20 protein-coding genes and 6 tRNA genes are annotated in these 22560 nt (G+C 34.0%); 24 read left to right on the top strand and 2 right to left on the bottom strand.

Features of this window, described 5'->3' with window-relative positions; genetic code table 11:
* The first annotated feature begins 96 nt into the window (after positions 1-96).
* From dnaG to D2K60_RS17345, 7 genes are all read left to right on the top strand, one after another.
* Positions 97-1914, top strand: a complete 1818-nt coding sequence (dnaG, locus tag D2K60_RS17375; RefSeq protein ID WP_117169198.1) for a DNA primase — start codon at positions 97-99, stop codon at positions 1912-1914.
* Positions 1915-1946: 32 nt separating this feature from the next.
* Complete coding sequence (gene rpoD, locus D2K60_RS17370) at positions 1947-3068, top strand: RNA polymerase sigma factor RpoD (protein ID WP_117169199.1); 1122 nt, start codon at positions 1947-1949, stop codon at positions 3066-3068.
* Positions 3069-3186: 118 nt separating this feature from the next.
* Complete coding sequence (locus D2K60_RS17365) at positions 3187-3726, top strand: hypothetical protein (RefSeq protein ID WP_117169200.1); 540 nt, start codon at positions 3187-3189, stop codon at positions 3724-3726.
* Positions 3727-3759: 33 nt separating this feature from the next.
* Positions 3760-4482, top strand: a complete 723-nt coding sequence (locus D2K60_RS17360; protein ID WP_117169201.1) for a tRNA (adenine(22)-N(1))-methyltransferase — start codon at positions 3760-3762, stop codon at positions 4480-4482.
* A complete protein-coding gene (locus D2K60_RS17355; RefSeq protein WP_117169202.1) occupies positions 4457-5263 on the top strand; it encodes a Nif3-like dinuclear metal center hexameric protein in 807 nt (268 codons plus the stop codon). Before D2K60_RS17360 ends, D2K60_RS17355 begins: the two co-directional genes overlap by 26 nt.
* A 555-nt stretch (positions 5264-5818) precedes the next feature.
* Entirely contained in the window at positions 5819-7135 is a 1317-nt protein-coding gene (locus tag D2K60_RS17350) for a DEAD/DEAH box helicase (protein WP_117169203.1), read from the top strand.
* A 72-nt stretch (positions 7136-7207) separates the two neighbouring features.
* On the top strand, positions 7208-8098 hold the full coding sequence (locus D2K60_RS17345) for a deoxyribonuclease IV (RefSeq protein ID WP_117169204.1): 891 nt from the start codon (positions 7208-7210) through the stop codon (positions 8096-8098).
* A 38-nt stretch (positions 8099-8136) separates the two neighbouring features.
* Here D2K60_RS17345 and D2K60_RS17340 read toward each other — a convergent pair whose 3' ends face one another.
* A complete protein-coding gene (locus D2K60_RS17340; RefSeq protein WP_117169205.1) occupies positions 8137-8424 on the bottom strand; it encodes a DUF2624 domain-containing protein in 288 nt (95 codons plus the stop codon).
* Positions 8425-8601: 177 nt separating this feature from the next.
* On the opposite strand from D2K60_RS17340, the gene D2K60_RS17335 reads away from it, so the two are divergent.
* Together D2K60_RS17335 and D2K60_RS17330 are read left to right on the top strand one after the other, a co-directional pair.
* Positions 8602-9300 carry a transglycosylase SLT domain-containing protein gene (locus D2K60_RS17335; RefSeq protein ID WP_117169206.1) on the top strand — a complete coding sequence of 233 codons (699 nt, stop codon included), beginning with the start codon at positions 8602-8604 and terminating at the stop codon, positions 9298-9300.
* Between the two features lie 86 nt (positions 9301-9386).
* On the top strand, positions 9387-9830 hold the full coding sequence (locus D2K60_RS17330) for a DUF4190 domain-containing protein (RefSeq protein WP_117169207.1): 444 nt from the start codon (positions 9387-9389) through the stop codon (positions 9828-9830).
* A 357-nt stretch (positions 9831-10187) separates the two neighbouring features.
* Here the strand turns inward: D2K60_RS17330 and D2K60_RS17320 are convergent, their stop codons facing one another.
* Entirely contained in the window at positions 10188-10538 is a 351-nt protein-coding gene (locus D2K60_RS17320) for a hypothetical protein (protein ID WP_117169209.1), read from the bottom strand.
* 99 nt (positions 10539-10637) lie between these two features.
* Between D2K60_RS17320 and D2K60_RS17315 the strand changes: the two genes are divergently transcribed.
* From D2K60_RS17315 to pstB, 15 genes are all read left to right on the top strand, one after another.
* Positions 10638-11264 carry an NfeD family protein gene (locus tag D2K60_RS17315; RefSeq protein WP_117169210.1) on the top strand — a complete coding sequence of 209 codons (627 nt, stop codon included), beginning with the start codon at positions 10638-10640 and terminating at the stop codon, positions 11262-11264.
* Between the two features lie 264 nt (positions 11265-11528).
* Complete coding sequence (locus tag D2K60_RS17310) at positions 11529-13175, top strand: Na/Pi cotransporter family protein (protein ID WP_117169211.1); 1647 nt, start codon at positions 11529-11531, stop codon at positions 13173-13175.
* Between the two features lie 250 nt (positions 13176-13425).
* Positions 13426-13500: transfer RNA gene (locus D2K60_RS17305), tRNA-Asn, on the top strand.
* Between the two features lie 4 nt (positions 13501-13504).
* Positions 13505-13581: transfer RNA gene (locus D2K60_RS17300), tRNA-Met, on the top strand.
* Between the two features lie 34 nt (positions 13582-13615).
* Positions 13616-13691 (top strand) — tRNA-His (locus D2K60_RS17295).
* A 7-nt stretch (positions 13692-13698) separates the two neighbouring features.
* A tRNA-Ile gene (locus D2K60_RS17290) sits at positions 13699-13775 on the top strand.
* 25 nt (positions 13776-13800) lie between these two features.
* A tRNA-Ser gene (locus D2K60_RS17285) sits at positions 13801-13893 on the top strand.
* A 22-nt stretch (positions 13894-13915) separates the two neighbouring features.
* A tRNA-Phe gene (locus D2K60_RS17280) sits at positions 13916-13988 on the top strand.
* A 355-nt stretch (positions 13989-14343) separates the two neighbouring features.
* Entirely contained in the window at positions 14344-14955 is a 612-nt protein-coding gene (locus tag D2K60_RS17275; RefSeq protein ID WP_117169212.1) for a superoxide dismutase, read from the top strand.
* A gap of 177 nt (positions 14956-15132) precedes the next feature.
* Positions 15133-16407 carry an MFS transporter gene (locus D2K60_RS17270; protein WP_117169213.1) on the top strand — a complete coding sequence of 425 codons (1275 nt, stop codon included), beginning with the start codon at positions 15133-15135 and terminating at the stop codon, positions 16405-16407.
* A 52-nt stretch (positions 16408-16459) separates the two neighbouring features.
* Positions 16460-18568, top strand: a complete 2109-nt coding sequence (locus tag D2K60_RS17265) for a peptidoglycan D,D-transpeptidase FtsI family protein (RefSeq protein WP_117169214.1) — start codon at positions 16460-16462, stop codon at positions 18566-18568.
* Positions 18569-18751: 183 nt separating this feature from the next.
* A complete protein-coding gene (locus D2K60_RS17260; RefSeq protein ID WP_117169215.1) occupies positions 18752-19759 on the top strand; it encodes a PstS family phosphate ABC transporter substrate-binding protein in 1008 nt (335 codons plus the stop codon).
* Positions 19760-19854: 95 nt separating this feature from the next.
* The gene (gene pstC / locus D2K60_RS17255) at positions 19855-20808 is read left to right on the top strand and encodes a phosphate ABC transporter permease subunit PstC (RefSeq protein ID WP_117170340.1); all 954 of its coding nucleotides are present in this window, start codon (positions 19855-19857) and stop codon (positions 20806-20808) included.
* Entirely contained in the window at positions 20809-21693 is an 885-nt protein-coding gene (pstA, locus tag D2K60_RS17250; RefSeq protein ID WP_117169216.1) for a phosphate ABC transporter permease PstA, read from the top strand.
* Between the two features lie 18 nt (positions 21694-21711).
* The gene (gene pstB / locus D2K60_RS17245; RefSeq protein WP_117169217.1) at positions 21712-22548 is read left to right on the top strand and encodes a phosphate ABC transporter ATP-binding protein PstB; all 837 of its coding nucleotides are present in this window, start codon (positions 21712-21714) and stop codon (positions 22546-22548) included.
* The last annotated feature ends 12 nt before the right edge of the window (positions 22549-22560 follow it).

The raw sequence follows: 22560 nt of genomic DNA, 5'->3' as shown, positions 1-22560 counted from the left end.
TAAAAAGTAATAAATTTAGTGATTTTTATTAAAAACATGTCGAATGTTGCAGGATTTTTACGTTTTTTATAGAATTAATAGATGATGGTGATGTATATGTCAGGTCAAATTCCTGAGGAAACAATCGATGAAATAAAAAAAGCCAATGATATTGTGGATGTAATTGGTGAGTATGTATCGCTAAAAAAACAAGGAAAAAACTTTTTTGGTTTATGTCCATTTCATGGGGAAAGCACACCTTCTTTTTCAGTCACACAAGATAAGCAGATTTTTCATTGTTTTGGATGTGGCAAAGGAGGAAATGTTTTAACTTTCGTTATGGAAATAGAAGGATTTTCATTCTATCAAGCACTTCAACAACTAGCAGGAAAAAGTGGTCATGCGTTACCTGAAAATAGTGAGCAACAATCAGATCAAGGAAATAACCAAGAAGACCAAGCTAGTTTGAAAGCATATGAATGGCTCGCTAAATTATACCATCATTTATTACGACATACAAAAGAAGGTAAACAAGGTTATCGTTATTTACAAGAACGCGGGTTTACTGATGAAGTAATCGACACCTTTCAACTTGGTTATTCCCCACAATCACGTGAGGTTATTGTTCAATTTTTAGAAAAGAAAGGGTTTCATCCACAGCAGATGGTTAAAGCTGGTGTATTAACAGCTAATGATGAAAACCAAGTCAGTGATCGTTTTAGAGGAAGAGTTACATTTCCAATTCGTAATCATTTAGGTAAAAGCATAGGGTTCGGTGGAAGAACCATTACTGAACAAGAACCTAAATATTTAAATAGTCCAGAGTCTTCACTTTTTCAAAAAGGTAAACTGCTTTACAACTTTGATTTGGCAAGAAGTGCTATTCGTAAACAAGGACAAGCAGTTTTATTTGAAGGATATATGGATGTAATTGCAGCGCATCAAGCCGGGATATTAAATGGAGTAGCTACCTTAGGTACGTCGATAACAGAGCAACAAGCAAGGCTGTTAAAAAGGTATGTTGAACTCGTTACTATTTGTTATGATGGTGACCGTGCTGGTATAGAAGCATCGTATAAAGCTGCTAAATTATTGCGACATATAGGATGCAATGTAAAGATCGCAAGTATTCCGAATGGTTTGGACCCAGATTCATTTATAAAAATGTATGGTGCTGAACGTTTTCAACAGGAGGTACTTGATGGAAGTAACACATATATGACATTTTTAATGGAGTATATGAAGAAAGATTTCAACCTTAACTTAGAAGGAGATCGCATTCAATATATTGAAAAAGTGATAGATGAAATAGCAACAATTAATCGTCCGATGGAACAAGAACATTATGCGAAGGAGATTGCTAAACAGTTTAGTTTATCACTTGATACAATATTAGATGAAATCCAGCAGCGCAGGAAAAAGTTAGGGATAAAGGATAACCGTAAGGCAACTAGCCATACTAAAAGCACAGAAATATATAAGCGGAAAAATAAATTACTTCCTGCTTTTCATAATGCAGAAAAACAATTGATTGCTTATATGCTATACGATTCTTCAATTGCTGAAAAAGTAAAAGAAGAATTAGGTGCTTCTTTTACTGTGGACTCACATAAAATTATTGTGACACATTTATATGCTTACTATGAAGAAGGTTACGCACCTGATATTAGTCATTTTATCGAAAAAATTATAGATCAGTCGACTAAAAATCATATTGTGGAAATTGCAATGGAACCAACGAATTCAGATATTAGTGATAAAGAAATTAATGATTATATCAGAATTATTCGTGCAGAACAAGAGGATAAGGTAACCATACGAGGTTTGAAAGAAGAACAAAAGAAAGCGGAAATACAACAAGACTTTGTTAAAGCAGCACATATTGGTATGGAGATTATGGAGATTCAAAAAAAACTTAAAAATGCTAGTCATTGATATAGTGAGTTAGTTTGAAAGGAGGGGAACTCATGGCGAATAATAAGCCATCACGTTCAAAAGAAAACGAAAATGAAATGACACTCGAGCAAGTGAAGGAACAGCTATTAGAAATGGGAAAGAAGCGCGGTGTGTTAGCCTATGAAGAGGTTGCAGAGCGTTTAGCCAATTTCGAATTAGAGTCAGAACAAATGGACGAATATTATGAGTATCTAAGTGAACAAGGAATAGAAATAATTGGTGAATCTGAAGAAGATCCTAGTATGAAGGAAATTTCAAAAGTAGAAGAATTTGATTTAAATGATTTGAGTGTCCCTTTAGGTATTAAGATTAATGATCCAGTACGTATGTACTTAAAAGAAATTGGTCGTGTGGACTTATTGTCAGCTAAAGAAGAGATTGGTTTAGCTGAACGTATCGAAAAAGGTGAAGAGGAAGCCAAAAGAAGATTGGCAGAAGCCAACCTAAGATTAGTTGTTAGTATTGCTAAACGTTATGTAGGAAGAGGAATGCTATTTTTAGATCTTATTCAAGAAGGAAATATGGGTCTTATTAAAGCAGTTGAGAAATTTGATCATCGAAAGGGCTTCAAATTCAGTACTTATGCAACTTGGTGGATTCGTCAAGCAATTACAAGAGCAATTGCTGACCAAGCTAGAACAATTCGTATTCCAGTTCATATGGTTGAAACGATTAATAAACTTATTAGAGTACAGCGTCAACTTCTTCAAGATTTTGGACGTGAACCAACTCCGGAAGAAATAGGAGAAGAGATGGAATTGACTCCTGATAAAGTAAGGGAAATTCTTAAAATTGCTCAAGAGCCTGTTTCATTAGAAACCCCTATTGGTGAAGAAGACGACTCGCATTTAGGTGATTTTATAGAAGATCAGGAAGCAACATCACCATCTGATCATGCTGCTTATGAACTATTAAAAGAGCAACTTGAAGATGTATTAGATACATTAACAGATCGAGAAGAAAACGTACTTCGTTTACGTTTTGGACTTGATGATGGTCGTACACGCACGTTAGAAGAAGTTGGCAAGGTCTTCGGCGTTACAAGAGAGAGAATTAGACAAATTGAAGCTAAAGCTTTACGAAAACTGCGTCATCCTAGTCGGAGTAAACGATTAAAAGATTTTCTAGAATAAACACTTTGAAAAATACGCGCAGACGATGAGTTTTCCAATTTATGTTTTGAATATGTTGGAGGTTTCATTGGCTGCGTGTTTTTTTAGCTAGTATTGCTTTTTGTGAGGTGTCTGATAAATGACAGAAGAAGATCGTAAATTAATTATTATTAAAGAAATTAAACATTGGAAAGATTCTCATTTGCTACCAAGTCATTATTGTGACTTTTTATTAGCTCTTTATACAGAGGGTGAATCTGTAACTTTAACCGAAAAGCCTGTTTCTGATCAAATAAATTTGCTTAGTGTAGTTATCATGGCTTTAAATCTGTTTTTATTACCTATTACATTTTATATTTTATATTTTACTCATTTAAACTTCATGATGCAAGTTCTGTTCTCATTTTTTATATTAGCTGTTGCATTTGGTTTTTATGTCGTATCAAAGAATAAACTTAAATTATATATTGTTTATGCGTTAATTATTTTATTAAGTATCATTTTACTAATTTCCGTAACATTAATACATCAAAGCTTTGGTTCTATTTTATTAACCTCGCTTTTAGCAGGTCTACAATGTATTAGTTGGATTTTTATTGGCATCCGTAAAAAAAGTAAGTTTTTAGTTATATTAGGTAGTATTGGAATTGTAATGAGTACACTATTTTATATTTTTTAGATATCAGAATGAATTTTTGTGAGGTAATTATATATGAATGAAAAATTATTATCAAATCGTCTACATATGGTTGCAAGATATTTACCAGCGAAAGCTTATTTTGCTGACATAGGAAGTGATCATGCATATTTGCCATGCTATGTTTGTTCAATTGATCCTACGGCATTTGCAATTGCGGGTGAAATAAATGAGGGACCTTTTCAAAGTGCCAAAAATCAAGTGAAAGCTCTCAACTTAACTAGTCAAATTGAGGTTGTAAAAGGCAACGGTTTAGAGGTAATTGGAAACTATCCCGTTAGGCAAATTGTAATAGCTGGAATGGGTGGGGGCTTAATACGTTCAATATTAGACAGTGGAAAAGATAAATTATCTAAGATTGAACGCATTATTGCGCAACCCAATGTGGATGCTCACCTTGTACGCGAATGGTTTTCCACACATCACTTTCAATTAGTTTCAGAACAGATTGTTAAAGAAGATGGGCATATTTATGAAATACTAATTGCCGATAATGGTGATGGATTAATCGGTTATCAAGATCTTGGCAAAGAATTATTGTTTGGTCCACATCTATTGCGTGAAAAAAACGAAGCTTTTATTGAAAAGTGGGAATCTGAAAAAAACAAACGATTACGTGTAATTGAGCAGATGAAACAAGCTAGAAATATAAATTTTGAAAAAATAGCTTCTTTTAAACAAGAAGTAAAAGAAATCGAGGAGGTTATAGAAGGTGCAGGAGATAATACGTGTCCGTGACATTGTTGAAATTCTTGAGCAATGGGCGCCAAAAAAGTATGCCTATGATTGGGATAATGTCGGTTTACAAATAGGGTCATTGGAGAGTAAAGTCAATAAAGTATTACTTACATTGGATGTTTTAGAAAATGTTGTAGACGAGGCAATCGAAAATGAAGTTAATTTAATAATTGCACATCATCCACTATTATTTAAAGCTTTAAAACAAATCAACACAGATGACGCAGCAGGCCGAATTATCAATAAGTTGTTAAAACATGACATTACTGTTTATGCTGCTCATACGAACTTGGATGTTATTGATGGCGGTGTCAGTGATATGCTTTCAGATCGATTGGAAATTATAAATAGAGAGGTATTAGTGCCGTCAGAACATGGTAAAGCAATTGGGGCAGGGAGAGTTGGTGAATTAAAAGAAACAATATCTCTAAATGACTTTTGTCTAAGGGTTAAAGAAAAATTAGAGATTCCTACTCTTCGTGTTGTTGGAGAGTTAAATAAAAAGGTTAGAAAAATAGCCGTACTGGGTGGCAGCGGGGAAGATTTTATTAATCAAGCGAAGCAGATGGGCGCAGATGTATATGTAACTGGCGATATGACGTTTCATGAGGCACAAGATGCAATGGCAATGGGACTAGCTGTCGTTGATCCTGGACATCATGTAGAAAAGGTAATGATACAAGGTATAAAGACGTATTTAGAAATGAAAACAATTGAAAAATCCCTTGAACTTACTTTCATAGCATCTAGTCAGGATACAGAACCGTTTCAATTTTTATAACAAATAAAGCAGACTACTATTGAATAGTCTGCTTTATTTTTGTGGATTTACTTTTGATTTAAAATGTAACTGAAATTGTACTTGCACAGATTTCTACCATTAGACCTAGACCGTATATTGGCTAATCTTTAGCTACTGACAAGTTTAGCAATTGTTTATAATCTGCATTTCAAATTCCCTTCAAACTATCGATGGAAGTAAATGGTTGTGCCCACGGAAAAAGAGAGCCTTTACTGACGAATCGGGATGAGAAAGTTTTCGTTACTAATAAAGAAAATAACTACCGCTATCACAATAACCTCTTAGGACTATGCGAATATCATCTATTTTTGATCGGCTATGAATTGACCGACGCTTTATGATAAACTTGCATTGTTTTTAAAATAATGTTTCATACAATGTGTAATACTTATATTATAAAGAAGATAGAAAACAAAATAAAAAGATAGGTTTTTGGCAATGTAGGATATATAATGAAATGTAATGTGCATTTTCAGTATATCTAACTTATAATAGATGTACAAAACGATTAGGAAAAACGAGGAGTTAACTTATATGGAAAATCATCAATTTAAACAATACAACTTACAACCGTGGATTGACGGTGTCATTGACAATCTACAATTTAAAGAACCAACCCCAATTCAACAGAAAGTCATTCCAGCAGTATTACGTGGTGAAAGTGTAATTGGTCAATCACATACTGGGTCAGGAAAGACGCATGCATTTTTGTTGCCATTATGTAGTCGCTTAGATGTAAATAAACAAGAGGTGCAAATTGTTATCACTTCACCAACTAGAGAATTAGCAACACAGATTCACAATGAAGTAAAAAAAATTCTTGCTTTTTCAAATCAAGAAGATAAAATCAACGCAAAATTATTTATTGGTGGAACAGATAAAAAAAGAATGATTGAAAAGTTAAAAGGTCAGCAGCCACAAATTGTTGTTGGAACACCCGGAAGAATTTTAGATTTAATTGAAGAAGGTGCTTTAGATATATATACTGCACAAGGTTTTGTAATAGATGAGGCAGATTTAATGTTAGATTTAGGTTTAATTACAGAAATAGATAAGATGCTAGTACGAGCACAAGAATCAATTCAAGTATTAGTTTTTTCAGCTACGATTCCTGAACGATTACATCCTTTTTTAACTAAATATTTACACAATCCATCTTCTTTTCATATTAAAGATCATTTTGCCCCTGAAAAGATTGAACATCGGTTAGTGCCATTACGACATCGTGAGCCAGCTGACGTAATTTATCAAATATCAGAGGTGATTAATCCATATTTAGTTTTGATCTTCACTAATGGTAAAGAGGCGGCCAATAAGCTCTATAAACAATTACAAGAAAAAGGGATTAAAACAGGTTTGATCCATGGTGGTTTACAAGCCCGTGAAAGAAAGCGTGTATTAAAAGAAATTCAATCCTTGCGTTATCAATATATTGTAGCAACTGACTTGGCGGCAAGAGGGATTGACATTAAGGGTATTAGTCATGTTATTAATGCTCAAATGCCAAAAGAGGAAGAATTCTATATTCATCGTGTAGGTCGTACAGCTCGTGCTGGTATGGAAGGGACTGCGATTAATCTTTATGACGATTCGGACGTTAACCTTATTCAGAAGTTAACTAAACGTGGTCTATCTTTTACAACATTCGATATTGTAAAAGGCGAATGGAAAGAAATAAAAGCTTGGAATGAACGTTCACAAAGAAAACAGACAGGTACTACTACTGATCAAGAAGCTTGGAATCGTGTTCGTAAAACGAAAAAAGTAAAACCTGGATACAAAAAGAAAATGAGATATGAGCAACAAAAACTTAAAAAGAGAATTAATCAAAAACAAAATAAACGTTCATAAACCATCTTTCTAATGTGTCGGTTCGAACGTTCGTGTTATGATTAGGTTAGTTTTGAAGAAGAGGTGTTGGAATTGAAATTAGGCTCACACGTATCAATGAGTGGTAAAAAGATGTTATTAGGTTCTAGTGAAGAAGCTGCATCTTATGGTGCTAATACATTTATGATTTATACTGGAGCACCACAAAATACGCGAAGACGTCCAATTGAAGAGTTGAATATCGAAGCAGGGCGAGCACATATGAAAGAAAATGGTATTGAAGAAATTGTTGTGCACGCACCATATATAATTAATTTGGGAAATACTACGAAAAAAGAAACATTTGAACTAGGTGTTACGTTTATGCAAAGTGAGATTGAACGAACGCAAGCTATTGGGGCGAAACAAATTGTTTTACACCCAGGTGCACACGTTGGCGCAGGTGTGGATAGAGGAATCGAACGAATTATTGAGGGTTTAAATGAAGCATTATTAAAAGATCAGGAAGTTCAGGTTGCGTTAGAAACCATGGCCGGAAAAGGTTCTGAAATAGGTAGCAATTTCGAAGAGCTTGCGCGAATCATCGATGGTGTAGATCGAAATGAAAAATTATCTATTTGTTTAGATACATGTCACATTCACGATGCTGGTTATGATATAGTAAATGATTTTGATGGTGTATTAGACAAATTCGATCGAATTATTGGATTAGACCGCTTAAAAGTTATTCATGTAAATGATAGTAAAAATCCAATAGAGGCTCACAAAGATAGACATGAAAACATAGGTTTTGGTTATATAGGCTATGATGCTTTACGATATGTAATCCATCACCCTCAACTGAAACATTTACCGAAAATATTAGAAACACCGTATGTAGGTGAAGATAAGAAAAATAAAAAACCACCATATCAATTTGAAATTGCTATGTTAAAAGAAGCTGAATTTCAAGCAGATCTTAAAGAAAAAATCTTACAACAATAATGTAAAAACGCATTCATATTAGATGAATGCGTTTTTTGTTATTGATTAAACCAAGAATCCACGCCATATTGTTTTGTTATTTGATTAAATAATTGTTGCGCTTGTTGTGCTGTTTCAAGATCAGTTATTTGAGCAAGTTTTTTTAAGAGGACAACTCTATCTGACTTTTCTAGCGGATTTAAATCTGTTTTATGAAGAAATGCAACAATTTTTTCTGCTTGTGTATCCGTAACGTTTACTTGATATTGTTTTGCATAGCTAAGTAATTCTGTTTTAGTAATATTCCTTAACTTTTTTTCAATCATTTGCTTTACAAATGGTTGCATGTTTCATCACCTCTATTTTCGGGTATATTTAACCAATACGATATTATATGTCCTTCCAATGGATATGTGCCGAAATTTAGATTTAAAGCTTAATTAGTTGCAATATAAAACGGAGTAGGATAGCATAACATGCTGTAGTAGAAATTGGATTAACAGGAAAGGTGTGCTTAATAGTTAATGAAAGAGAATAAATGGATTTATCGAGGACTAATATCAGTAATCGCTATTATTTTTATCATCTCATTTAAAGAATATCAAACAAGAATCGACACATTGAAACTAGAAAAACAGGAATTAGAGCAGAAAAATAATCAATTAGAAGCTACAGCTTCATACAATGATAGTGAACCTGCTGACGTAGAAACAGCGAATTATCATAATTGGTCGGAATTGGAAAGCACGGCAGATAATTTTGTTGTAGATAGCGATGGTGAATTCAAAAAATCATGGGGCATATATTTGGCAAATGAAGCGAAAAAATATGAGATTGATCCTTATATCGTATACGAACTTTTAAAAGTAGAGACCGGAAATACATTTGATCCAAGTTTAGTTGGACCAGAAACAAAATATGGTCAAGCTTATGGAATGTCACAATTTATGAAAAACACAGCACCATGGATTGCGGATATGGCTGACTTACCTTATGATGAGGAACTTTTATTTGATCCATACTATTCCATGCAGTTATCTGTTGTATATTTAGACTTCTTGCACCACGAATATGACAATTGGGATGAAGCTTTAACGGCATATCATCGTGGGATGTCTGGAATGGAAACATATAAGGAATCGAATGGTACTGCAAAAAGTGACTATGCGGTCAAAATCCAAACGAAAGCTGAAGAACATAAAACAATTGTTCTTGCTAATTAATAATTTGGAAAAAGTTACAGTGTAATTAAAAGCCGAGTTATTGACAGACTAAAAAGGCACCTCATAAAAGAAAGCGAGGGTCTTAAATGGATCAATACACTCCGGATGAAAAAAAGGAACACATACAAGATGCACCTAAGTTTGGAACAGAGGCCGATACTGATACAATGGGTATCAATCAACAAGGTGCACAAGATACAGGTCAAGTTCATTCGTCTGACTTAATAAATCAGTCGAATGAGAGAGACGAAGAATTTGCAGCGGAATTAACTGCAAACGATTTTAATGAACCGATTGCATCAGAAAAGGTCAATGGAAAATCAGAAGTAGAGGCAAAAACCGGCTTTGGTTGGTTTGCAGTTGTTGCGTCTATACTCTCCTTTTTTCTAATGCCAATATTTTTAAGTGCAATAGGGATAATAGTAGGATTTGTAGCAAAAAGTCGTGGAGCAGATACGTTAGGAAATACTGCAATTATTGCAGGTGCACTTTCCATGATTATCACATTATTTATCGTTCCATTTTTTTAAACATTTAAAGGCTAAGAGGACATTGAATTGTCTTCCATCATAGATGGAAGCATTCTAATACCGCTTAGCCTTTTTTTTGCTAGTAAAAGAGTGTTTATTGCTTGTGTCTACATAGATAGCTTAATTAATTTCTGGTGTATTCCGGTTATTTTAGCTATTTCTATCTTCCATCGGTTAGGGATGTATCTTCTGATGCTTTTCAAAGCACTCTCCGCGTCAAAACTATATGAAATCACCAATGGTTCAATAAGAGAGCTACTAGCTTCTAGTAGCTCTCAAAGTCCATTCACTGTACAAGCTAAAATAGGAATATTTATTGTAGTTAAAATAAAATGTGTTCTTTATTTTGCAGTATAATTAATATATGTAATGAGGAAAAAGATAACTGCCATTTTCTTTTAATTCGTGCACATTTACTTTAGGGTTCAAAGCTTTAAAATCATTAATGTATTGTTCTAAATTCCAATCTAAAGATTGTTCATTAATTTGATCCATAATACTAATAAATGTATCTCCTGCAGTTATCTGGTAAGACACAACTTCAAATTTGAGTTGTTCTTTATTGACAATCACCTTCCTGGTTTTATCATTAGTAAGCGCTAACTCATCTGTGGTATAGTCAATTGGGGAACCAACTTTAAGATCCATAAAGATACTGAAGAGACACAGTATTATAAATGTATAAATCAGCCATTTTCTTAGTGTCATTTCTGGTATGCTCCTTTACTTTTCAAGTTAATTTATTAGATAGTTGAAACTAATGCTTTATTCAATCGTATACTAAATATAGTGAGGGGAAGTGTTACGATGTCAATTTTAGAACTTGATTGGGTAAGTCTAGTGATGGTAGGTTTAGGTACATTATTTTTAATGGGTGAATTGTTAATTAATATGCGAGGTTTCTTTGCATTATTAGGATTTGGATTTATAACTGTTTATTTTTTAACATACCTCGATCCAGGTATGTTTGTTATTATGTTAGTATTTTATTTTATTGGAATCTTACTGATAATAGTTGATGGTAAATTAATAAATGATGGAACACTTGCTACGATCGGAGCTCTTTGTATGATTCTATCTGTAGGCCTAAGTTCTCCCAATTGGACTGCTGGCTTATATGCTGTAATTGGTGTTTTAGTGGGTGGCTTTGGTTCTTTATTCTTTTTAAAAGTTTTTAAAGGTAGAAAGATGTGGAATAAATTAGCCTTACTGGACCAACTAACAGATGACAAAGGGTATAGTACAATGAATAAATCTTATAAGAAATTAATTGGTGAAGAAGGAATTACACTTACTGATATGCGGCCAGTTGGAACAGTGCGCATTAATGGAATAGATTATAGTGCTGTTACGAATGGACAATGGGTGAAAAAGGATACACAGATCGTAGTTACAAAAGTAGATGGTACAAGAATTTTAATTGTTCCCAAATAAAAATAATAAACCAATTATTGCTTTTTAAATTAGAAGCAATAATTTTTTTTGCACTGGAGAGGATAAGTAGTATAGCTTCTTTAAATTAAGTGAAATGCCCTAAAATTTACTTGTAAATCCTATATTTGTCGAATTATAGCTAGCTTTGTGTAAATTTAGTGTAAAGTTTACTTAAAAATCTTTACAATTGACAAGTTGTTCATTAATAATGGTAGAGGTGTTATTTTTATAAATAAAAAAAGATATGAAGGGATGAAAAGTCCAATGGAAATTGATGTGCAATCACTTGTCTTTCTATTTGTTGGTGGATTAGGTATCTTCTTATTAGGTATTAAATATATGGGGGATGGACTACAAAAAATAGCAGGCGAAAGATTAAAAGATATTCTTGATAAATTCACAAGTAATCCATTTATGGGGGTCCTAGCTGGTATAGTCGTAACCATCTTATTGCAAACTAGTACTGGAACAACCGTTTTAACAGTAGGATTAGTTAATGCTGGATTTATGACACTTAGACAATCTATTGGTGTTATTATGGGGGCAAACATCGGTACAACAGTTACTGCGTTTATAATAGGTATTAAAATAGAAGAGTACGCGCTGCCTATATTGGCAGTTGGTGCATTGATGATTTTCTTTCTTAAAAGTAAGAAGGCCGCAAATATTGGACAAGCCATTTTCGGTTTTGGTGCCTTATTTTACGGTTTAGATCTAATGGGGAATGGTTTAGAGCCGCTTCGGGATGTTCAAGCATTTCATGAATTGACCGTTGATATGTCTTCAAATCCTATATTAGGTGTAGTTGTTGGTACATTATTCACGGTAGTTGTTCAAAGTTCAAGTGCTACTATTGGTATTCTACAGAGCTTAATGGCCGAAGGAGCGATAGAGTTGCAGGCGGCATTACCTGTGTTATTCGGTGATAATATCGGTACAACAATTACTGCAATATTAGCATCAATTGGTGCAACTGTAGCAGCAAGACGTGCAGCATTAACACACGTTATCTTTAATATTATCGGAACTGTGCTTGTTCTATTAATTATTGGGCCATATACACAATTTATTGGTTATATACAAGAACAATTAACTTTAAATGCCGAAATGACAATCGCATTTGCACATGGTATATTTAACTTTTCTAATACATTTATTCAATTTCCGTTTATAGGTGGCCTTGCGTATTTGGTAACAAAAATAATACCTGGAGAAGATTCGGTGGTTAAATATCAACCGACACACCTAGATCCGATATTTATTCAACAATCACCTTCAGTTGCTCTTCAACAATCAAAAGAAGAAGTAATTCGTATGGGGCAATATGCACACAAAGGTTTGGAAGAAACAAGTCTGTTTTTAAATAACCACCAGACTAAACATGCTGAAGCAGCATTGCAAGTCGAAAATGCTCTAAATAAATTAGATCGAGAAATAACAGATTATTTAGTTCAGCTATCTAGTTCTTCTTTATCTGATTTCGAAAGTGCTAAACACTCAACCTTAATTGATTCTGTTCGAGATATTGAAAGAATGGGAGATCATTTTGAAAATATAGTCGAGTTAATTCAATATAAGATATCAAATAAAATTAGTTTTACTGCACAAGCACAAATCGATATCAATGAAATGTTTGATTTAACTGTTTTAACTGTGAAACAAGCAATTCAGGCATTAGATAAAGATGATCGAGAAATTGCATTACAAGTAGTACAACAAGAAAACCAAATTGATAAAATGGAAAGAACATTCCGTAAGAAACACATTATTAGATTAAATGAAGGGCTTTGTTCCGGTGCATCTGGTATTGTCTTTGTTGATATTTTAAGTAACTTAGAGCGTATTGGAGATCATTCATTGAACATTGTTGAAGAAGTATTAGGAGAAAAAAGTCCTGAAGCTGTACATTAAAGTGAAGGAGGGGGAAGACCCCTCTTTTTCAATTTTACATAGAGTTTGAAGGCTTACTTGAAAAAAGATAAAGTTTTTCTATGAAAAAGGCTTGAATGATTTAGAAGGACATGCTATATTAATTTTGTTGCGCAAATATTAATACATAAAAAGGTGTTGACAGTTTTTTTTATACATGTTATATTATATATCGTCGCTTGATTGAAATTAACTTTTTCAAAAGCGCATATCACAAACTTTTAATTATTATTCCACAGTAGCTCAGTGGTAGAGCTATCGGCTGTTAACCGATCGGTCGTAGGTTCGAGTCCTACCTGTGGAGCCATTATGGCGGTGTAGCTCAGCTGGCGAGAGCGTACGGTTCATACCCGTGAGGTCGGGGGTTCGATCCCCTCCGCCGCTACCAAATACAATACAATATTTTAAAATGTTTTACTATGGCGGTCGTGGCGAAGGGGTTAACGCACCGGATTGTGATTCCGGCATACGTGGGTTCAATTCCCATCGGTCGCCCCATAAGTAAGGACCCTTAGCTCAGTTGGTTAGAGCTATCGGCTCATAACCGATCGGTCGCAGGTTCGAATCCTGCAGGGTCCACCATCTTTTAAAAGAATAATTTGTTTACGGAGGATTACCCAAGTCTGGCTGAAGGGATTGGTCTTGAAAACCAACAGGGGCTTAATGGCTCGCGGGGGTTCGAATCCCTCATCCTCCTCCATTTTTTCTTTTCTACATAATAAGGCTCGGTAGCTCAGTCGGTAGAGCAACGGACTGAAAATCCGTGTGTCGGCGGTTCGATTCCGTCCCGAGCCATCCTTTAAAACAAGCATTTCTATGCTTGTTTTTTTTATGAATAAATACATAAAATTTTTATATAAAAATTTTATAAAATGACTCATAATAAATAGAAGAGAGAAAATAAAAGGCTAGAAAACCTTGATAATACAGACATTACAGGTAAAAATAGAAGTAATGATGAATAAAGAGGTTTAATAACAATGTAGAAGGTGTATAAATAAGTAGTAAGAATAAAAATGGTTTTATTGTAAATTCTATAAATAAAGCATAAAAGTTGCAAGAATGGAAGACCTTTGGTAACATTAATATATCAGAAAAACGAATATTCTGTGAACGTTTTTCTTACATACTATTATAGGAGGAATTATTTATGGCTAAATTTGAATTACCTGAATTACCTTATGCTTATGATGCATTAGAACCTCATATTGATAAGGAAACAATGAATATTCACCATACGAAGCACCACAATACGTATGTGACTAAACTAAACGCAGCACTAGAAGGACATGCGGATTTACAAGATAAATCAATAGACGTGCTTCTATCTGACTTAGATAACTTACCTGAATCTATCCAAACTGCTGTTCGAAACAACGGTGGCGGTCACTCAAACCACAGCTTGTTCTGGACATTACTTTCACCAAATGGTGGAGGAGAGCCAACTGGCGAATTAGCAACACAAATTAAAGATGCCTTTGGTAGTCTTGAAGCGTTTAAAGAAAAATTTGCAGCAGCTGCAACTGGTCGTTTTGGTTCAGGTTGGGCTTGGTTAATTGTTAAAAATGGTAAACTTGAAATTACTAGCACACCAAACCAAGATACACCAGTAATGGATGGTATATCTCCAATTCTAGGTTTAGATGTTTGGGAGCATGCTTATTATCTTAAATATCAAAACAAACGCCCTGATTATATTGCAGCATTCTGGAATGTTGTTAATTGGGATGAAGTTTCTAAATTATACGAAGCAACTAAATAATAGGTAAGTATTTAGTATAAAAAAACTGAGGGAATATCCTCAGTTTTTTTATTTGTTCTATATTATAGTATTTAACTAATGAAATACCTTACATAATTAATATAAACTATCTAAAACTGCATATCTCCTTGTCAATTGAAAACAATAAGATTTAGAACGAAACAAGGAGAACTGGATATGCAAAAGAAAACAAACATCTTATTAGGTGATATTGAGGTTAACCGAGATTTAAAGCTATTATTAATAATTGGCGGATTGTATGCTCTGGCTACATTCCTTTCCAATACATTTGTGAATATTTACTTATGGAAGCAATCAAATGATTACATAGCTATTGCACAGTATAATGCAGCAGTGTATATTTTGCAGCCAGTTACTTTTATCGTTGCCGGTAGATTAGCTAAAAGAGTAGATCGGGTTATCGTTTTACGGTTAGGAGTTACTGTTTTAGCTCTCTTCTTTATGACAGTTTTGCTAGTTAGTGAAAATGCTGCAACTTATAACATCTTATTGGGTGCCTTGTTAGGCGTTGGATATGGTTTCTATTGGTTAGCGTTTAACGTATTAACATTTGAAATTACGGAACCAGATACACGCGATTTTTTTAATGGGTTTTTGGGTTTAATGCAGTCGTTTGGTGGGATGATTGGTCCAATACTAGCTGGTTACATTATTTCAAATTTAAATAATTCACAAGGTTATACGATTATTTTCTCTATCTCTTTTTTCTTATTTATTTGTGCAGTAATTTGTAGTTTCTTTTTGAAAAGAAGGAAGGCTGCAGGGAAATTCGATTTTAGACGTATTTTATATGAAAGGAAAAACAATAAAAATTGGCGAAATATTCTATATGCGCATACGTTTCAAGGTTTAAGAGAAGGAATATTTGTGTTTGTAATATCAATTTGGGTATTCATTGCTACAGGAAGTGAGCTAGCTTTAGGTACATTTAATCTCATTTTTTCAGGTTGTTCTTTTGTTTGTTACTATGCGGCAACGCGATTAATTAAACCGCATATGCGAAAAAAGTCAATTCTAATTGGCGGGTTAGCACTATATTTTGCGATTTTTCTTATTATATTTAATTTGAACTATCCCATTCTCTTATTGTATGGTGCAATAATTGGTATTGCGTATCCATTATTTACAGTTCCTTATGCTTCTATGACATACGATGTAATTGGGCATGGATGGCAGGCAAAAGAAATGCGAATTGAGTATATTGTGGTTAGAGAGTTATTTTTAAATGTAGGTAGAGTGAGCTCGATTCTGCTATTTATAGTTAGTATCACGTTTTTCCCTGCCGATCAAATTATTCCTTATTTATTAGTGCTATTAGGCAGTGGACATATTGTTGTTTCTTTCTTTATACGAAAGGTATCGTTTCTTCCAACAGGGAAAAATCCTGCAACCCCATTAAAAGATGGTGTAATGAATAATGAAAATAGATAGATAACGTGTTATAATTACTCTAACTGAGTTCGTAATAAAGGGGGAGACATAAATGGGGAAAAAGAAAAAAAGGAAAATGCAACTTCCCTTTCGATTAAATATATTATTCATTTTTGTGTTTGCTTTATTTTCATTATTAATTTTGCAGTTAGGTGTCGTGCAAATTTTAAATGGTGAAGCTGCACAAGATCAAATAAATGAAACTGAAAATACACAAGCTTCAATTTCTGTGCCAAGGGGTCTAATGTATGATCGCTTTGGGAATTTAATTTTAGATAACGAATCAACACGTTCGATTACGTATACCCCACCTAAGAATGGTGACTCTGCTGCAGAACGTTTAGACCTTGCAGAGAAATTAGGTGAATATATTACAATGGAAGAAGAATTTGAAGAGTTAGACAAATTAATTCGAGAAAGAGATAAAAAAGAATATTGGTACATGCTCAATGCTAAAGAGGCAGGTGAGCGATTAACGGAAGAGGAATTAGGATTAGATACAAGTGAACAATATAAAATTACACTCGATAAAATTACAGCTGAAGATTACAACGAGTATGATTGGTCCGATCCAGTTTTATTAAATGTTGTTGCAATAAAAAAAGAATTAGATGCTGCTAGTGAATTTTCGCCACATATTGTTAAAAATGAAAATGTGACGGAAAAAGAGTATGCATTAGTTTCAGAGCATTTGTATGAGCTTACAGGGATTGATGCTTCGATTGATTGGAATCGTGTTTCGAAAGTTGATGATACATTTTCTACTTTTATTGGTGATATTACTTCAACAAATGAAGGCATACCAAGCGAAAATCAAGATTTCTATCTAACTCGTGGATACAGTCGTAATGATCGCGTTGGTAAGAGTGGGTTGGAACAAGAATATGAAAGTGTATTAACTGGACAAAAGGAAATAATAGAATATGTTACAAATAATAACGGTGTTATTGTAGGACAAAATACTGTTATCGATGGAAAGAGTGGCAGTGATCTCATTTTAACTGTAGATATTGAATTACAAAGTGAGTTAGATAAGATTGTTCAAGAAGAGCTAGAAAGCTACTATAATCAAAATCCGAGTGAAAATCGCTATATGGAGGATGCTTTGGTTGCTATGTTAGATCCGCAAACTGGAGATGTTCTTGCGTTATCTGGTGCACACCGCACGGAAGACAATGAATACGTAGATCATTCTTATCGGACGATTTATGATCAACATTTACCTGGTTCTACTATCAAAGGAGCAACTGTGTTAGCTGCTTTAGATTCAGGTGTAATGAGTCCTGGAGAGCAAATTTATGATCGGCCAATTAAAATTGCGAATGACCCTGAAAAAAGTTCTTGGAGTAATAATTTAGGTTATGTAGACGATATAGAAGCGTTAGAACAATCATCAAACGTTTATATGTTTAATGTAGCGATTAGATTAGCGAGTGCAAACTATCAATATGGTGAAAAACTATCAGGCTTTAATTGGGATTCGTTTCAGACATTACGAAATTATTATAATCAATTTGGTTTAGGTGTTGAAACAGGTATTGATTTACCATATGAATCAACTGGTGTAGTCGGAGATCCTGATAATGGGGGACTTCTTTTAGACCTTGCGATTGGCCAATATGATACGTATACAACACTGCAGTTGGCACAATATGTGTCAACTATTGCAAATGATGGCTATCGAGTAAGGCCGCATATTGTTAAAGAAGTAAGGGAATCGAATGCTTCAAAGGACACCTTAGGGCCTGTCATTGAAAGTTTTGACACTGACATACTCAACCGAGTCGTGATGGATGATGCTTATATTGCACGTGTGCAAGAAGGGTTTAAACGTGTCGTATCAGAAGGTACCGCATCAAGTCATTGGGGTAATAATGAATATAAGGTTGCCGCTAAGACAGGGACAGCTCAAAATGAATTCTATGCAGATGGTAATATACAATCTACTTATAACCTTTCATTAGTTGGTTATGCACCATATGATGAACCTGAGGTAGCTTTTGCAATAGTTATTCCAAAAACCGGAACTGGTAATGATCAAAATGGAATTCATCATGAAATTGGTAACCGGATCATTGAAAAATATTTTGAATTGAAAGAAGAACGCGATGAAGCAGGCGTAACTGAAAACTTAAATGAAGAAATAATAGAAGAAAATTAATCAAAGATGTGAGCGGAATTAACGCTCACGTCTTTTTTTTATTTTTGCTGACAAAATAAGAGCTTAATTTACACATTCTTAACATTCAATTAACGGTAAGTTCAAACTTATACGTTATGATTAATTTGTGGCTGAGATAGCCAAGCCTAAAACATATTATAAAACTGTAGGGGGAAACATTACATGAAGAATTTAAGATTAGTTGGATTAGCTTTACTATTAGTATTATCAATTGGTTTACTTGCTGCTTGTGGTTCAAGTGATGAGTCAGGTGCAGAAGAAACAGACGATTCGAATACAGAATCAACTGAAACAGAAGATACTGAAAGTGAATCTGCAGAATTAGAAGGTAGTGTTGTTGTTGATGGTTCTGGAACAGTTTATCCATTAATGGCTAGAATTGCAGAAGAATATATGTTAACAGAACAAGAAGGTGTATCTGTTGAAGTAGGTCGTTCAGGTACAAGTGCTGGATTTGAAAAGTTCTTAGTTGAAGATGGCACAGATTTCAATGATGCTTCTCGCCAAATTAAAGAGGAAGAATCAGCAACTGCTGAGGAGCTTGGTATAGAGGTTCAGGAACTAAAAGTTGCATTAGATGGTTTAACTTTCGTTACGCATCCAGATAATGATTGGGCTTCAGAAATGACAGAAGATGAACTGTTAAGCATCTTCCTTGCTGATGGTGGTGTAACAAACTGGTCTGACATAAATCCAGAATGGCCAGATGAAAAAATAAACACTTATGGACCGAACGAGAATCACGGTACGTATGAATTCTTTTATGAAAATATTCTTGAAGAGGCTGATCTTGTAAGTGATGTTAATCTTCAACAAGAGTATTCTACACTTGTAACATTAGTGGCTGAAGACGTTAACTCTATTGGATTCTTCGGATTTGGTTACTATGTAAACAATCAAGATAAATTACAAGCAGTAAGTGTTGATTTTGGTGATGGACCAGTTGAACCTTCACTTGAAACAATTGCTGAAGATGGGGATTATGCAAACTTTACACGTCCAGTCTTCACGTATTTAAACGTCAACAATGCAAAAGACAAAGCTCAAGTGTTAGATTATGGGATTTATTTAATGAATAATGTAAATACTTTTGCAGGTGAAACAGGATTTGCTCCTATCCCAGATGAAGAAGCACAAGAAAGTATTGATTTCTTAGAAGGACTTAAATAATTAAAATCTAAAAAAACTGCTAATAGAAGAGAGTATCAAATTACTCTCTTCTTATTAGTGGTATTAATAACATATTAAGAGGGGTGTTATGAGTGATGAATGACAGCAATTTAAACAAAGATAATGCTGTTCAAGTGAGAGAATTGATTAATAAAAAAAGGACTACAAGAAGTTTTTCTACTATTGTAGAAAAAGCAATTCCAATCTTACTATTCCTTATTGCAATGATTTCTTTACTAACAACTATTGGTATATTGTTCACGCTATTAACAGAGACAATACACTTTTTTTCTAGAGTATCGATTATTGAGTTCTTTACTGGTACGTTATTAAAACCATTAAGCCAAAATCCAGAGTTTGGTATCCTTCCATTAATTTCAGGTACTATTATTTCATCTGTTATTGCAATGCTTGTAGCAGGCCCGATTGGAATGATGACAGCAATTTATCTGAGTGAATATGCAACTGATCGTGTAAGAAAAACATTAAAACCACTTTTAGAGTTGCTTGCAGGTATTCCAACGATTGTTTATGGGTTCTTTGCATTTACATTTGTTACACCTCTATTAAGAGACTTCATCCCTGGTTTAGAAGCAACTAATGTGCTAAGCCCAGGTATTGTAATGGGAATTATGATTATTCCTATGATTGCATCTTTATCTGAAGATGCAATGAGTTCTGTCCCAAATGCAATGAGAGAAGGGGCACTAGCACTAGGAGCAACAAAGTTAGAAGTCACATTTCGTGTAATTGTACCAGCTGCTTTATCAGGTATTATTGCCTCTTTTGTTTTAGGTATTTCTCGAGCTATAGGAGAAACAATGATATTAACTATTGCCAGTGGAAGTTCCAAAAACTTTACGCTTGATGTAACGCAATCGATGCAAACAATGACAGCATATATTGTTGAAGTTTCTGGTGGAGATGCACCTGCTGGTTCAACTATCTACTATAGTTTATATGCAGTTGCGATGACACTATTTTGCTTTACACTACTAATGAATATTGTCGCAAGATATGTCTCTCGTAAGTTTAGGGAGGAATACTAAATGAAGCATTTAAGTACGAAGCAAGTTGAGAAAAAAATGAAATCTCGGCTCATTTTGAATAATATATTAAAAACAATTTTCTTATTATCTACGTTATTTGGACTTGTCGTTCTTGCTGTTTTAATTATTCGAGTATTAACACAAGGTCTATCTTATATCAATTTGGATTTTTTAACTGGTAAACTATCAACGAGTCCTGATAGAGCTGGTATTATGGGTGCTGTACTTGGTACCTTTTGGTTAATGGCTGTTGTTGTACCTGTAACAATGGTATTAGGTGTCAGTACCGCAATTTATAATGAATTATATGCGAGAAAAGGTCGATTACAGTCGGTAATTCAAACTAATATTTCAAACTTAGCGGGTGTACCTTCTATTGTATATGGGATATTAGGAATGACCATCTTTGTGCGAACTTTAGATTTTGGAAATATAGTTTTAGCAGGTGGGCTAACCATGTCATTGTTAGTATTACCTATTGTAATTGTATCAAGTCAAGAGGCAATTCGTGCTGTTCCAAACCATTTAAGTGAGGCTTCTTTTGGAATGGGTGCAACCAAGTGGCAAACAGTTAAAAATATTATTTTACCAGCTTCATTACCTGGAATATTGACGGGAACAATTTTGGCACTATCGCGTGCAATTGGCGAAACAGCGCCGCTTGTTGTTTTGGGGATACCTGCTTTATTGCTTCCATTCCCTGGAGGTATATTTGACAAGTTTACAGTACTTCCAATGCAAATTTATTATTGGACGCTAGATTCTTCATTGATGGAAGAGTATGCGTATTTAGCATCGGCTACAATTATTGTTTTATTGGTATTGTTATTTATCTTAAACTCTACGGCAATTATAATCAGAAACAAATTTCAGCAAAGATATTAAATATAAGGGGTGAATGAAATGAGTACTGCTACAGAATTGAATAAAAATAATCTAAAATTTGTCTCAAATAAAAATACGCCAGTAAAAACGAAAGAAGTTGCGAATATAGTATATGATACAAAAGATTTAAATTTATGGTATGGTGACACGCAAGCATTAAAAAGTATTGATTTGCCACTATATGAAAAAGAAGTTACTGCCATTATTGGACCATCAGGTTGTGGGAAATCAACCTATCTAAAAACGTTAAATAGAATGGTAGAGTTAGTTCCTAATGTCCGTACATCAGGAACAATTAAATATAGAGGTAAAAATATTCTAGATAAGTCATTTAAGGTGGAAGAATTAAGAACCAATGTTGGAATGGTCTTTCAAAAACCAAATCCATTTCCAAAGTCTATTTATGAGAATATTGCATATGGTCCGAAGATTCATGGCATTCGTAACAAAAAAGTCTTAGATGAAATTGTCGAGAGAAGCCTTCGTGGTGCTTACATTTGGGATGAAGTTAAAGATCGTTTAAAAGATAATGCTTATAGCTTATCAGGTGGACAGCAACAACGTATATGTATAGCGCGCTGTTTAGCGATTGAACCAGATGTTATCTTAATGGATGAGCCAACATCGGCATTAGATCCTAAATCAACATTAAAAGTAGAAGAATTAATTCAAGAGCTGAAAAAAAATTATTCTATCATTATAGTAACGCATAATATGCAGCAGGCAGCCCGTATATCAGATAAAACAGCCTTCCTATTAAATGGAGAATTAGTTGAATATACAGATACGGATACGTTGTTTTCTTTACCTAAAGATAAGCGAACAGAGGATTATATTACAGGAAGATTTGGTTAATATCTGAAAGGT

Source organism: Paraliobacillus sediminis, assembly GCF_003426055.1.
The sequence above is the reverse complement of the archived record's forward strand: the minus strand, read 5'-3'. Positions and strand labels throughout refer to the sequence as shown.